This window comes from Candidatus Nanopelagicales bacterium, assembly GCA_041393815.1.
In the GTDB taxonomy this organism is placed as follows: Bacteria; Actinomycetota; Actinomycetes; order S36-B12; family JAWKJK01; genus JAWKJK01.
This window is the reverse complement of the sequence record JAWKJK010000002.1, coordinates 328,610-341,092: the sequence shown is the minus strand read 5'-3', so window position 1 is coordinate 341,092 and position 12,483 is coordinate 328,610. Positions and strand designations below refer to the sequence as shown.

Annotated in this window: 13 protein-coding genes; 4 read left to right on the top strand and 9 right to left on the bottom strand. The window is 72.5% G+C overall.

Translation table 11 applies throughout. From position 1 onward, the window contains the following. Positions 1-714 carry a PIG-L deacetylase family protein gene (locus R2737_07120; protein MEZ5116022.1) on the top strand — a complete coding sequence of 238 codons (714 nt, stop codon included), beginning with the start codon at positions 1-3 and terminating at the stop codon, positions 712-714. 21 nt (positions 715-735) lie between these two features. Here R2737_07120 and R2737_07115 read toward each other — a convergent pair whose 3' ends face one another. The 4 genes from R2737_07115 to R2737_07100 all read right to left on the bottom strand — a co-directional run bounded on the left by R2737_07115 (position 736) and on the right by R2737_07100 (position 5,143). Continuing rightward, positions 736-1,107, bottom strand: a complete 372-nt coding sequence (locus R2737_07115) for a TfoX/Sxy family protein (GenBank protein MEZ5116021.1) — start codon at positions 1,105-1,107, stop codon at positions 736-738. Positions 1,108-1,409: 302 nt separating this feature from the next. Continuing rightward, a complete protein-coding gene (locus R2737_07110; GenBank protein MEZ5116020.1) occupies positions 1,410-2,432 on the bottom strand; it encodes a trypsin-like serine protease in 1,023 nt (340 codons plus the stop codon). Between the two features lie 225 nt (positions 2,433-2,657). Next, positions 2,658-4,550 (bottom strand): hypothetical protein, encoded by a 1,893-nt coding sequence (locus tag R2737_07105; GenBank protein ID MEZ5116019.1) that lies wholly within the window; start codon positions 4,548-4,550, stop codon positions 2,658-2,660. Next, positions 4,547-5,143 (bottom strand): DUF2889 domain-containing protein, encoded by a 597-nt coding sequence (locus R2737_07100; protein ID MEZ5116018.1) that lies wholly within the window; start codon positions 5,141-5,143, stop codon positions 4,547-4,549. Before R2737_07100 ends, R2737_07105 begins: the two co-directional genes overlap by 4 nt. Before the next feature lie 46 nt (positions 5,144-5,189). On the opposite strand from R2737_07100, the gene R2737_07095 reads away from it, so the two are divergent. Together R2737_07095 and R2737_07090 are read left to right on the top strand one after the other, a co-directional pair. Then, on the top strand, positions 5,190-5,957 hold the full coding sequence (locus R2737_07095) for a CPBP family intramembrane glutamic endopeptidase (GenBank protein MEZ5116017.1): 768 nt from the start codon (positions 5,190-5,192) through the stop codon (positions 5,955-5,957). Positions 5,958-6,055: 98 nt separating this feature from the next. Beyond that, positions 6,056-6,499, top strand: coding sequence for a YidB family protein (locus tag R2737_07090; GenBank protein ID MEZ5116016.1), 444 nt, complete (start codon positions 6,056-6,058; stop codon positions 6,497-6,499). Positions 6,500-6,534: 35 nt separating this feature from the next. Here R2737_07090 and R2737_07085 read toward each other — a convergent pair whose 3' ends face one another. The 5 genes from R2737_07085 to glgA are packed head-to-tail and all read right to left on the bottom strand — an operon-like array spanning position 6,535 to position 11,194. Beyond that, positions 6,535-7,011 (bottom strand): VOC family protein, encoded by a 477-nt coding sequence (locus R2737_07085; protein ID MEZ5116015.1) that lies wholly within the window; start codon positions 7,009-7,011, stop codon positions 6,535-6,537. A gap of 9 nt (positions 7,012-7,020) precedes the next feature. Then, positions 7,021-8,526 (bottom strand): hypothetical protein, encoded by a 1,506-nt coding sequence (locus R2737_07080; protein ID MEZ5116014.1) that lies wholly within the window; start codon positions 8,524-8,526, stop codon positions 7,021-7,023. A gap of 37 nt (positions 8,527-8,563) precedes the next feature. Next, complete coding sequence (locus R2737_07075) at positions 8,564-9,010, bottom strand: nitroreductase family deazaflavin-dependent oxidoreductase (protein ID MEZ5116013.1); 447 nt, start codon at positions 9,008-9,010, stop codon at positions 8,564-8,566. A gap of 36 nt (positions 9,011-9,046) precedes the next feature. Next, the gene (locus R2737_07070; protein ID MEZ5116012.1) at positions 9,047-10,003 is read right to left on the bottom strand and encodes an EamA family transporter; all 957 of its coding nucleotides are present in this window, start codon (positions 10,001-10,003) and stop codon (positions 9,047-9,049) included. A 27-nt stretch (positions 10,004-10,030) separates the two neighbouring features. Continuing rightward, the gene (glgA, locus tag R2737_07065) at positions 10,031-11,194 is read right to left on the bottom strand and encodes a glycogen synthase (GenBank protein ID MEZ5116011.1); all 1,164 of its coding nucleotides are present in this window, start codon (positions 11,192-11,194) and stop codon (positions 10,031-10,033) included. A 63-nt stretch (positions 11,195-11,257) separates the two neighbouring features. Here glgA and glgC point away from each other — a divergent pair, with 63 nt between their 5' ends. After that, positions 11,258-12,478 (top strand): glucose-1-phosphate adenylyltransferase, encoded by a 1,221-nt coding sequence (gene glgC / locus R2737_07060; protein MEZ5116010.1) that lies wholly within the window; start codon positions 11,258-11,260, stop codon positions 12,476-12,478. The last annotated feature ends 5 nt before the right edge of the window (positions 12,479-12,483 follow it).

Genomic DNA, 12,483 nt, shown 5'->3' with positions numbered 1-12,483 from the left:
ATGGAGCCGCTGATCCCGCTGGAGGGCGACGTCGGCCGCGTGCTGGCCGTGGTCGCGCACCCCGACGACCTGGAGTACGGCGCTGCCGCGGCGGTCGCCCTCTGGACCGACGCAGGTCACGAGGTCGCGTACCTGCTCGCGTCCCGGGGCGAGGCGGGAATCGACGGGATGGAACCCGTCGAGGCGGCACGGGTGCGGGTCGAGGAGGAGATCCGGTCGGCGGCCGTCGTGGGCGTGTCCACCGTGGAGTTCCTGGACCATCCCGACGGGGCCATCGAGTACGGCCTCCCGCTGCGTCGGGAGGTCGCTGCGGCCATCCGTCGGCACCGGCCCGAGACGCTGCTGCTGTTCAACCACCGGGAGACGTGGGGGCCGGGTCGGCTGAACTCCCCGGACCACCGCCACACGGGCGAGGCCGCGCTGGACGCGGTCGGCGACGCGGGCAACCGCTGGATCCACCCCGAGCTCGGGCTCGAGCCGTGGGGTGGGGTGCGGCGGGCCCTCGTGACCGGGTCACCGCTGGCGACGCACGGGCTGGACGTGTCCGAGGGCGTCGACCGGGCGGTGGCGTCGCTGTCCGAGCACCGCGCGTACCTCGAGGGCCTCGGTGATCACCCGATGGCGGACCCGGAGTTCATCCGGATGTTCCTGGAGACGACCGGCGAGAGGTTCGGCGGGGTGCCGACGCTGTCCTTCGAGCTGTTCGAGTTCTGACCGGCCTGGGGCGGGAGCCGCTCAGCGCTTCCGCTTCTGCTGCTTCGGGTCCTTGGCCGGGAGGCTGCCCGCGTAGGCCACGCCACGCTCCACCCAGGTGGCCAGGGCGCCGTCGTCCGCCAGGGTTTCCTCGTCCACCTGGACCCAGCCCCTCATCGGCCGGCCGGTGAACACCATCTCCGAGCAGCCGGGCTCGGCCAGCATCTGCTCGTACGTCTCCGGGGGGATGCGGACGATCAGGCAGCCGGTGTTCACGCCGACGGACATGTGCCCCCCGACCAGCCAGGCCAGCCCGCCGAACATGGCCTTCTCCGTCGGTGGGTTCCCGGTCAGCGCGGGGCTGTCCGCCAGCGCCGCCCGGATCCGCGCGGCCAGGTCCTCGTCGTACGCCATCGCCCGATCCTGCCCCTCCGGCGACCTCCGGTGCACCCAAGATCACCGCGAGACACCAGAAAGGGCCGGTTCTTCGCCCCCGTACCGGGCCCCTTCTGGTGTCTCGCGGCGATCAAGCGGATCCCGGATCCCGGCCCCCGGGCCTGGGCTTCCGCGAGATCGCACTCGTGGCGCGATCCGGGGCCTTCCGACGCGCCACAACTGCGATCTCGCGCGGATCACCAGGTCCCGGGACACGCGGAGGGGGCGCAGCCCGCAGGCCACGCCCCCTCCGGCTGTGAGTCAGAGAAGCGCGCGATCGGTCACCGAGAGATGAGCTCCCAGTTCGCTGGCACGGACCCGGAGTCACCGATCGCGTCGGCGAGAATGTCGGCGACGCCGGGGATGTCGATGCGCTGGAGGCCGTCGAGGTAGCGGCAGTTGCTGGTGTACCCGTAGCTGGTCACCGTCACGACGTAGCCGTCCTTGAACGTCGGGCCGCCGGAGTCCCCGAAGCAGGTTCCGCCGTCACCGATGTTGTTGTTCGGATTGCCGTTGGTCTGCAGGATCTGCGGGGTGAGCTTCTGGCCGTTGGACGTGGTGACGCGACGGATCAGTGGGTAGCTCATCGGCGTCGGCTTCTGCGGCCCCGCGACCGGCTTGCGCACCTCGGTCCCGTAGCCGACCGGGGTGAAGACGGTCTTGTTCAGCACCTTCGGCGTGAACTGGTCGAGGAAGCCCTGAGGAGCAACTGGCGCCGTCCCGATGCCCTCGACCTCCTGATCGAGGACGATCACACCGACGTCGTTCCAGTTCTTGAGGTCGGTGAAGTTGGAGTAATCGGGGTGCTTGTAGGCCGTGCCCGAGTAGTAGGTCGGGTTCTCCAGGGTGGTCCCGTAGGTCAACTTGTACCAGTCGTAGTACTTCTGGTTGCCCTTGGTGGTTCCTACGTGCGCGAACCCGGTGGAGGAGCTCCCCCATCCGTCCGGACCAGTCGCTGAGTCGTCAGCGGCTCGGGGGAGCGGCGACAGGAGCGGGTCGTTGTTCGGCGGTGCGACCGGAGCCACGTCGGGCGAGAACGTCACCAGGGTGGCCCCGCCGGTGATGTAGGTGCAGTGGGCCGCGGTCAGGACGACCGTCGGGCTGACCAGGGTGCCGGTGCACCGGTAGCGGTAGTAGACGGTCTCGTCCTCGAAGTCCTTCGCGTAGAAGGTGATCAACGCGACGTTGCGGAAGCTGCCATCACCGGTCGGCTGGCCGCCGGTGATGGCGGTGGCGGGGAGGGCGGTGGCCACGAGGGCCGCTCCGGTCGCCGCGATGGCGAGGAGCTTGGTGGTTCGGCGCACAGGGTCTCCTGATGTGGAAGTTGTCGTGCACAGCCGGTTCCCCCGTACGTCGTCCGGCCGCGGAGACCGGACGCGGCGCATCCTGTCACCCGCATGGATCCGGCGGAACGGGGGTCTCCCAGCGGGTCACCGGGAGAACCGTGCGCACCCCGTCCGTCACTCCATGTGCCCACAGGGACGCCGGCGATCATGCGGACCCCCGCGCTCCCGGGCCTCCGCGGCGGGCTACGTGGTCGCGAGCTTGATCAGGCCCATGACGACGCCGACGTAGGCGGAGCCGTCGGGGCCGAGGGCCACCCCGGCGTAGTGGTTGTTCGCCGCCATCCCCGCCCCCGCGCGCCGCGACCACAGTTCCTCGCCGGACTCCAGGTCCACCGCGGTGACGTACCACGCGTCCACGCCCCACGCACTCGTCGGTTTGGTGTACGTGAGCACCACCCCGTCGGGGGCCACGCCCTTCGACACCAGCGATGGGATGCGAATCGTCTCGTTCGTCCAGGCGACCGCGCACCCGGACGCCCCGACGTCCACCCGCGCCAGCCCGGGCGACGTGGACCCCCCGGCAGCCACCACCGTCAGCGGCGGGGCGTACCCGTAGTTGTTCTCCACGTACAGCGACCGGCCGACGGCGACGAGCGAGTTCTCCGTCGCGCTGGCCCCCGGCGCGAACACCGGCACCGTGCAGACCACCCGCTGACCGTCCCCGGCGACCGCCGTCCGCATCACCACCACGTTCATCCGCGGCTCGGCGTTGTCGGTGATCGCCACCAGCCGCCCGCCGTCGAAGACCGTCGGCGTCGTCCCGGACGCGCGGCTCGTCTGTCCCGGCTTGCGCTGGGTCCCGGTGTCGTACGCCTGCCGCCACACCACCCGCGGGGCCTTGTCCGGCCCGGCCCACAGCCGGTACATCGCCGCGCCCGTCACCACGTACACCGCGTCCTGGGCCACGGCGAACGAGTTCTCGATCGACTCCCCGTTCAGCGAGATCGCCTGCGGCGCAGCACCTCCCGCGCCCGGGGACACGACGCCCACCGTGCCGCGCGACCCGACGTACCACCACCGTCCGGACCAGTCCGGCACCACCGACGTCACCGACTCGCCGTCGGCGAGCGACCCGGACACGTCCACCGACACGCCCTCCACGAACGCGTCACCGGACGGCGACAGCGTCCACGACCGCAGCCAGCCGTCCTGCGCCGGCATGACCACCCGGTCCTCCGCGTCGAGCACGAAGTACCCGCCGCCGGAGAAGTCCGTCAGCGACGGCGTACGCCGACCCACCACCGTGCTCGCCAGCGGCGTCATCGTCACCGGGTCGACGGCCCACGCGGTCACCCGCGTCAGCGAGGAGCACAGGGTGATCAACCGGCCCGCGGAGTCGAACGTGATCGTCGCGCAGTCCCCGCCGGTGAACAGCGACGACACCTCCGCTGTCATCGGCTCCGACGGCCCAGGCACGACGTAGGCATCGGTCGCCCAGGAGTCGTTGTGCAGCAACCCGAACGGGTCCGGCGCCAAAGCGGGGTTCTGCGCGGCCGGCGTCGTCTCCGCGGCGACACCCCGCCGCCCGCTGTCGAAGCCCGCAGGCGCGAGGGCCCCCAGGTCCGTCGGCAGCGACGTGCTGAACGCGCCGACCGTCCCGCTGACCAGCGCCACCAGCAGCCCGAGGGCCAGCGGCGAGACGGCCAGCCGACGCGCCCGCGTGCGGGCCCCGGGGGCCACCTCGTAGCGCGCACCGGAGGGCACCAGCGGCGACAGCACGACCACCAGCGCCAGCGTCAGCAGCGCGATCGTGCTCACCCGCGGCCACCGCGACAGCGTCGCCATCGGCGCCAGCATGGGCACCACCGCGAACGCGGCGACCGGCACCTGCAGGATCAGCGCCCACCCGTACCGCGGCCGTCCGCGCGCGGCGACCCCCGCCTCCAGCAGGGCGAGCACGACCAGAGGCGCCAGCAGCACGGCGACGCCCGCGGCGACCACGTCCGCGGCCTGCACCTGGACCAGGCCCTTGGCGACCGTCTGCGGCGCGCCGACCAGCGACGACAGCGCGAACACCGGGTGGACCACCAGAAGCGCCTCGGCGACCAGGACCCAGCGCAGGAACGATCCCCTCACGGCTCGGGGAACTCCGCCAGCGGCGGGATCGGGTACGCCGTCGTCCCCGGCCGCCAGCCCCGCCGCAGCTTCTCCATCCCGACGCCGTCCTCGGCCCACACATGGCAGGTGTCGCGCAGGAACGCCAGCGTCACGCGCGGGTCCCCGGGTCCGTCGTCCGACGCCTCCGTCCCGGCCACCATGCCCCGCGCGTGCGCGGAGAACGCCGACTGCAGCACCACCGGGCCCATCGCGCGGGCCAGCTCGCTCAGGTGCGTGCACCCCGCCGGCCCGCCCAGCCGCTCCCGCAGCGCTCGGGTGTAGCCCCGGGCCACCGCGAGGCCCTCCAGCCGGCGGTACGCCCCGGTGATGAACGGGCACTCCGCGTGCGGGTACGTGTTCATCACGGCGGTCGCGGACCGGATCACCAGGTCGTCCCGGCCCACCGACACGATGAGCTCGAGGTCGTGCACGACCGGCAGGTTTCGCGGATCCTGCGCCCACGGGCGCTCGTCCCGCAGCCGGGCCACGACCCGCAGCAGCCCCGGGTCGTCGTCGTACACGTCGAACTGCAGCGACCGCCGGTGCGCCGGGGCCCGGGACGACTCCGTCATGCGCCCACCCTCTCGTACCGGGGTCGCCGGCCGCAGAATGGCCCGCGTGACCACCCAACCCGAGCGGCTCGACCGGCGCACGCTCGGCGCCGAGGTGGTCCTCGTGCTGTTGGTGTCGCTGGGCGCCTCCGCCATCCGGGCGCTGTTGTACCTGCTGGACTCGCTCACCCGCGGGCAGCCGCTGGCCAACCAGAGCGCCACCATCGTCCGCTCGGTCACCCCGGACCGCCCGTGGCTGGACCTGCTCTACCAGCTGGTCGGCATCGCCCTCGCGCTCGTCCCGGTGCTGCTGGTGGCGCACCTGCTGCGCCGTTCCGGGGAGGGCGTGCGCGGCATCGGCTTCGACGCCACCGAGCCCGGCCGCGACCTGCTCCGCGGTGTCGTGCTCGCGGCCGTCGTCGGGGGCACCGGGCTGGCGTTCTACCTGGCGACGTACGCCGCCGGGCTGAACCTGCGGGTCGTCCCGGTCGCGCTCGGGGAGGCGTGGTGGTCGCTCCCGGTGCTGGTGCTGGCCGCCGTCGAGAACGCCCTGCTCGAGGAGGTCGTGATCCTCGGCTATCTGATCCACCGGCTGCGGCAGATTGGCTGGGGGCCGTGGGCCGCGATCGCCACCAGCGCGGTGATCCGCGGCGCCTACCACCTGTACCAGGGGTTCGGCGGCTTCGTGGGCAACCTGGTGATGGGCCTGCTGTTCGGCTGGCTGTTCACCCGCTGGCGCCGCACGACACCGTTCGTCATCGCCCACGCGCTCATCGACATCGTCGCGTTCGTCGGGTACGCGCTGCTGCGCGACCGGGTGGGCTGGCTGCCGTAGTGCGCGGGTCGGCACCGCGACCGCGACCGCGATCGGCGAGCGGGGACGGCCCAACGGCCGTACGGTGTGCCGACGACCGACCGGCGAAGGAGCAGGACATGGCGGGAATCGACGACGTGATCGCGGCCCTGATGGGCGGGGCGCAGAGCGGGATGGACAAGGCCACCCAGCTCGGGGCGCCGCTGCTGGGCATGTTCCAGTCCGAGGGCGGCTTCGGCGGCGTCGTGTCCTCGCTGCAGGACAGCTCGATCGGGCAGCAGGTGCAGTCGTGGGTCAGCAACGGCCCCAACCTGCCGGTGTCGCCGTCCCAGGTCGCCGACGCGCTCGGCGCGGACCGGATGAAGCAGCTCGCGGAGCAGTCGGGTCTGTCCGTCGACGACGTGGCGTCGTCGCTGTCCCAGCTGCTGCCGTCCCTGATCGACAAGCTCACGCCGACCGGTCAGGTCCCGGGCGCCGACCAGCTCCAGTCGCTGCTGTCGAAGATCCCGGGCGCCGACACTGTCACCGGCCTGGTCTCCAGCTTCATCCCCGGCCGGAAGTAGCCGGGAGCGGCCGGAGGTAGCCCGACCGGCCGAAGCTACGCCCCGTCGGCGGCGCGCCGCAGCGCCGGCAGGTCGAGCTTGCGCATGCCCAGCATCGCCTGCACCGCGCGCTGGGCCCGCGCCGGATCCGGGTCGCCCAGGACGTCCCCCAGGCCCTCGGGGATCACCTGCCAGGACAGCCCGAAGCGGTCCTTGAGCCACCCGCACATGGACTCCTCGCCGCCGTCCGTGAGCCGGTCCCAGTAGTGGTCGACCTCGTCCTGGTCCCGGCAGGTGATGGCGAACGACACGGCCTCGTCGAAGGTGAACCGGGGTCCGCCGTTGATGCCGACGAAGCGGGTGCCGTCGAGCTCGAACTCGACCGTCATGACGCTGCCGGGCTCGCCCGGGCCGGCGTCGGAGTAGCGGCTGGTGCTGAGGATCCGCGAGTTGGGGAAAACCGAGACGTAGAACTGCGCGGCCTCCTCCGCCTGGGTGTCGAACCACAGGTTCGGTACGAGGGACTGGGGCACGGTGCCTCCCTAGGCGCGTGACTCGAACATGCCGAGGACGGCCGCGACGCCGAGCACGCTGCGCGGCTCGTACGCGGTGCGCCACAGGCCGCCGTGGTTGGCGGCGTCGGCGAACAGGTCCACCGGGTTGTGCAGCGCGCGGTCCGGATGCGATGCCGACACCGGGTCGCGCAGGTCCCGCACCAGCAGGGCCGCCATCAGCGTGTTGGACGTCGACGGGTCGAACACCTCGATCCCGAACCGACCGGCCCCCGCGTACGCGGCGGCCAGCGCGCGGTTCTTCACCACCGAGCGGGTGCGGGTGGCGGGGGCGACGTTCAGCGACACCAGCGTCCCGCTGTCGCGGGCCACGATCGCGCGCCAGCGCTGCAGCCGCTTGGCCAGGATGTAGTTCGGCCCCTGCTGCGGCACCACGCAGTCGGCGAGCCCCACCTCGCGGCCGGTGTTGTCGGTGACGGTCCGGTCGTAGTTGGGCCGGTACATCCGGGCCATCCGCATCGGCGCCTGCATCAGCCGCCGGAAACCACGGTCGTGCCAACGGGACCGGGCCATCTCCACCGCCCCCGGCGGCACCGCGAAGACGTCCGTCGGCGTCGCCAGGTAGGCCAGGGACACGTCGCCGCGCTCCTGCTGCAGCGACACCGCCAGGGCGTCGGCGGCCATCGACAGCCGGACGTGGGTGGCGCCGTCGGCGTACGCGTAGTTGCCGAGCACGAACGGCTGCGGGATCGCTGACAGCCAGGCGCGCACCTGCGGGGTCTGGGTGAGCAGGTCGGCCCCGGCGACCGCCGCGATGTCGTCGTCGCTGGGCTCCGGCCCGAGCGCGCCCCGGGGCACCGGAACCACCAGGCGCCCCGCCGATCCGCGGGCGGACTCGATCAGCCGCCGCCACAGTTCCGGTCGCGGCAGATCGACCGCGTAGACGGTGGCGCCCCAGTGCAGCAGCGAGCGCAGCGGCCCCATCTCCGCGCCGGCCCCGAGGACCACCACGGTGACGTCGCTGAGGTCGAGCCACTCCGGGTTGTCCAGGACCGCCGCCACCGCGGCGCCGAAGGTGGGCTCGGCGATCCCGTTGACGACCCACCGGTCCAGCTGCAGCCGCAGGTCGGAGTCGAACAGCCGGCGACCTCGGTACGGGACCGAGAGCTCGGTCTCCCGCGCGCTGGTGCCGGCGATCTCGACGGTGCCCAGCGGCGCGGCCAGGGTGTCCCGTACGCCGTCCAGCAGCGACCGGCGGCCGTCGTCGTCCTCGAACCCGAAGCGGGCGTACAGCGAGTCCAGCCCGTCGGCGGAGATGCGTACGGCGGCCTCGGGCGACCGCGCCGCGGCGGCCGACATGTCCCACACCGGCTGCAGGTAGCCGTCGCGCCAGTTGCCGGTGGCCTCGACCCGCACCGCCAGGTCCGGGTCGACGCCGCGCATCGAGTCGGCGAACACCGCCCGGCCGGTCGCCGACGTGCTGCGGCGGCCGTCGCCGCCGACCGGGAACGCGACCCCGCGCTGCTCGTCGCTCACGTCGGTGAGGCTAGCGCCGCGACCCCGCGGGCGAGGGTCAGTCTCGCCGCCGGGCGACCAGCACCGGGATGCGTCGGTCGGTGCGCTGCTGATAGTCCGCGTAGGGCGGGTAGGCGGCGACCGCGCGCTCCCACCACTCCGCACGCTCGTCGCCGTCCACCTCGCGGACGACGGCGTCGAACGGCTCGGGTCCGTCCTGGATCATCACCGCGCTCGGGTCGGCGACGAGGTTCCCGTACCAGTCCGGGTGCTCGGGGGCGCCGCCCTTGGAGGCGACCAGCGCGTACTCGCCCTCGTGCTCCACGCGCATCACCGGGGTCTTGCGCACCGCGCCGCTGGTGCGGCCGCGGTGCGTCACGATGATCACGGGCAGCCCGGTGTCCAACAGCGTGTTGGCCCGCTGTCCGCCGGACGCCTCGTACTGCTCGACCTGCTCGCGGACCCAGGCGGAGGGGCTGGGTACGTACTCACCATCCAGAGGCATGACGGCACTGTAGGTCGGCCGGCGCTGCGCCGCCCGTCAGCGGGAGGTCTCCGCGAGGAGCACCCCCGTGAGCACCACCAGGCCGCCCAGCATCTGCACGGGGGTGAGCGCCTCGCCGAGGACGACCCACGCGATCAGGGTGGCGAGCACCGGCTCGGTCATCCCGACGACGGAGGCCTGGGCCGCGCTGAGGTGGTGCAGGCTGGCGACCACGAGCCAGAACGGCACGACGGTGCCGAGCACGATCATCCAGCCGACCAGGCCCCACAGCGGCACCGTCGGGCCACCGTCCAGCGGGGTGGCCGTCCCCGACAGCGCCTCCCACGGGAACGACCACCAGGGCTGGGCCACCGCCCAGAACGCCGCCGCGGCGGCGAAGCCCCACATGGTCAGCGACACCGGGTCCCGCGGGTACGGCCCGTGCACGCCACGCTCGCCGAGCAGGTAGTACAGCGCCAGCGCCGCGGCGGCGCCGAAGCCCGCCACCACCCCGAGGCCGTCGAGGGTGAAGCCCAGCCACACCTGCGCCACCATGGCCAGCCCGACCAGGGCGAGCAGCAGGGCGAACCACACCCGGTTGCGCACCGCCTCGTGGCGGCCGAACCGGAACCACAGCGCGACCATGATCGGCGCGGTGAACTCGATCAGCAGGGCGACGCCGACGGGCAGCCGCTCGATCGCGACGAAGTACAGCCACTGGGTCATCGCGATCCCGGCGATGCCGTACGCCAGCAGCATGGGAACCTCGCCGCGGCGCAGCCGCAGCGCTGCGGGGCGGGTCAGGGCGACGACGGCGACGAGTACCAGGAACGCGGCGGTGACCCGCAGCTGCGACAGCCGGGCGGTGGAGATGCCGGTCAGCAGGATCGACTTGGAGACCGTCCCGTTGACCGCGAACAGGGTCGCGGCGCCCAGGTAGAGCAGGTAGCCGATCCACAGCCGCCGCCGGTCCGCGGGGGCGACCCCGGGAATCGGCTCGGCGAGGTCACTCACGCACGCCGCGCAGCCGGACCGCTCCGGTCACCCGGCGACCACCGAGCGGTAGACGTCCAGCGTCTGCTCGGCGATCGACGCCCAGGAGAAGTGCTCCACCGCGCGCGCCCGGCCGCGGGCGCCCATCGCCGTGGCGACTGCCGGTTCGGCAGCGAGCCGGTTGACCGCGTCGGCGAAGGCATGCTCGAAGGCGCGTGGCTCGGCCGCGTCGTACGGCACCAGCAGGCCGGTCTGCTCGTCGACCACCACCTCGGGGATGCCGCCGACGTCGCTGGCGACGACCGCGGTCTCGCACCCCATGGCCTCCAGGTTCACGATGCCCAGCGGCTCGTACACCGACGGGCAGGTGAACGCCAGCGCGTGGGTGAGCAGCTGGACGACCTGCGGGCGGGGGAGCTGCTCCTCGATCCAGACCACCGCGTCGTCGCCGCGCTCGGCCCGCAGGTCGGCGACGGCGGTGGCGATCTCCTCCCCGATCTCGGGGGTGTCCGGGGAGGACGCGCACAGCACGAGGCTGAGCTCGGGGTCGAAGCGCCGGGCGGCCGCCAGCAGGTGGGCCAGCCCCTTCTGCCGGGTGATCCGCCCGACGAACAGCACGTACGGCCGACCGGGGTCGACGCCGTGCCGCATCAGCACGTCGACCTCGGGGTCGGGCCGGTAGACGTCGGTGTCGATCCCGTTGTGCACCACCCGGACCCGGTCGGGGTCCACGAACGGGTAGCAGTCGAGGATGTCCGCGCGCATGCCGGCCGACACCGCGATGATCGCGTTGGCCTCGGCGTACGCGGCCCGCTCGACCCAGGACGAGACCCGGTAGCCACCGCCGAGCTGCTCCTCCTTCCACGGCCGCCGCGGCTCCAGCGAGTGCGCGGTGAGCACGTGCGGGATGCCGTGCAGCAGCCCAGCGAGGTGGCCGCCCATGTTCGCGTACCAGGTGTGGGAGTGGACGACGTCCACGTCCACGGCATCGCGCGCCATCTGCAGGTCGATGCCGAGGGTCTGCAGCGAGAAGTTGGCGCTGGTCAGGTCGGCGGGGACGGAGTGGGCGCGGGCGTCCTCCCGGGGGGACCCGAAGCACTGCACGTCCACCTCGGCGATCCGGCGGAGCTCGGCGACGAGGTGCTCCACGTGGACCCCGGCGCCGCCGTAGATGTCGGGTGGCCATTCGCGAGTCAGCATGCCGATGCGCACGCGGGCAGCCTAGGGCCAGGCGAACCCTGACGGGGGCCGGTCGGGCGTGGCTAGGGTGGGGTCGTGGGCTCCGAACCTCGCGTTCTCGGGATCGTCCTCGCCGGTGGAGAGGGCAAGCGGCTGATGCCGCTGACCGCCGACCGGGCCAAGCCGGCGGTCCCCTTCGGCGGCGCGTACCGCCTCATCGACTTCGTGCTGTCGAACCTGATCAACGCCGGCTACCACCGGGTCTGCGTGCTCACGCAGTACAAGTCCCACTCGCTGGACCGGCACGTGACGACGACCTGGCGGATGCCCAACCTGCTGGGCAACTACGTCACCCCGGTGCCCGCGCAGCAGCGGCTCGGTCCGCGCTGGTACACCGGCAGCGCCGACGCGATCTACCAGAGCCTCAACCTGGTCTACGACGACCAGCCCGACATCGTCGTGGTGTTCGGCGCCGACCACGTCTACCGGATGGACCCGGCGCAGATGGTCGCCCACCACCTCGACACCGGGGCCGGCGTGACCGTGGCGGGCATCCGGATGCCCCGGTCGATGGCCAACCAGTTCGGCATCATCGAGGCCGCGGACGACGGCGTGAAGGTCAAGCGCTTCCTGGAGAAGCCGCTGGACCCGCCGGGGATCCCCGGCGCGGAGGACCAGTCGTACGTGTCGATGGGCAACTACGTCTTCGACACCGACGTGCTGATCGAGGCGCTGAAGGTGGACGCCGGCGACACCGGGTCGGTGCACGACATGGGTGGCAGCATCCTGCCGATGCTCACCGACGCCGGGAAGGCGTGCGTCTACGACTTCGACCTCAACGAGGTCCCGGGCGCCACGGACCGCGACCGCGGCTACTGGCGCGATGTCGGGACGCTGGACTCCTACCACGACGCGCACATGGACCTGGTGTCCGTGCACCCGGTGTTCAACCTCTACAACCGGCGCTGGCCGATCCTGACCAACCTGCCGCCGTTGCCGCCCGCGAAGTTCGTGGAGGGCGGCAACGCGCACGAGTCGATGGTGGGCGCCGGCTCCATCATCGCGGGCGCGCACGTGCGCAACTCCGTGCTGTCGTACGACGTGCAGGCGCTGCCCGGTGCGTACGTGGAGGGCAGCGTGCTGATGCCGGGTGTGCGCATCGGCCGCAATGCCGTGGTGCGCAACGCGATCCTGGACAAGTACGTGAAGGTCCCGGATGGCGCGCAGATCGGCGTCGACCACGAGAGCGACCGCGAGCACTACACGGTCAGCGACGCCGGTGTCGTCGTGCTGGGCAAGAAGCAGGAGGTCGTCTGAGGCAG

What these genes read in the sequence shown, in the direction of transcription:
- R2737_07120 (MEZ5116022.1), top strand. Translation starts at nt 1, where the DNA reads ATGGAGCCGCTGATCCCGCTGGAGGGCGACGTCGGCCGCGTGCTGGCC.
- R2737_07115 (MEZ5116021.1), bottom strand. Translation starts at nt 1,107, where the DNA reads ATGGCGTACGACGAGGACCTGGCCGCGCGGATCCGGGCGGCGCTGGCG.
- R2737_07100 (MEZ5116018.1), bottom strand. Translation starts at nt 5,143, where the DNA reads ATGACGGAGTCGTCCCGGGCCCCGGCGCACCGGCGGTCGCTGCAGTTC.
- R2737_07090 (MEZ5116016.1), top strand. Translation starts at nt 6,056, where the DNA reads ATGGCGGGAATCGACGACGTGATCGCGGCCCTGATGGGCGGGGCGCAG.
- R2737_07075 (MEZ5116013.1), bottom strand. Translation starts at nt 9,010, where the DNA reads ATGCCTCTGGATGGTGAGTACGTACCCAGCCCCTCCGCCTGGGTCCGC.